The following is a 311-nucleotide window of genomic DNA, read 5'->3' on the forward strand; positions in this document are numbered from 1 at the left end:
AAATCTATTCCAGGTAACGAAACTAAAACCGCTGCAGATTTCGCAACAGCTATCAAAGGTGAAAAAGGCGAAAAAGGTGAAACTGGAGCTGATGGTAAATCTGCTTTAGACGTATGGAAATCTATTCCAGGTAACGAAACTAAAACAGCTGCAGATTTCGCAACAGCTATCAAAGGTGAAAAAGGCGAAAAAGGTGAAACTGGCGCCGATGGTAAATCTGCCTTAGACGTATGGAAATCTATTCCAGGTAACGAAACTAAAACCGCTGCAGATTTCGCAACAGCTATCAAAGGTGACAGAGGCGAAAAAGG

At 42.1% G+C, this 311-nt stretch carries 1 pseudogene; it reads left to right on the forward strand.

Going from position 1 to position 311, the window contains the following annotated elements:
* Positions 1 to 311: pseudogene (locus EO117_RS09310) on the forward strand (hypothetical protein); the annotation flags it as partial.

It is taken from the genome of Veillonella sp. VA142, from assembly GCF_003992135.1.
Classification (GTDB): domain Bacteria; phylum Bacillota; class Negativicutes; order Veillonellales; family Veillonellaceae; genus F0422.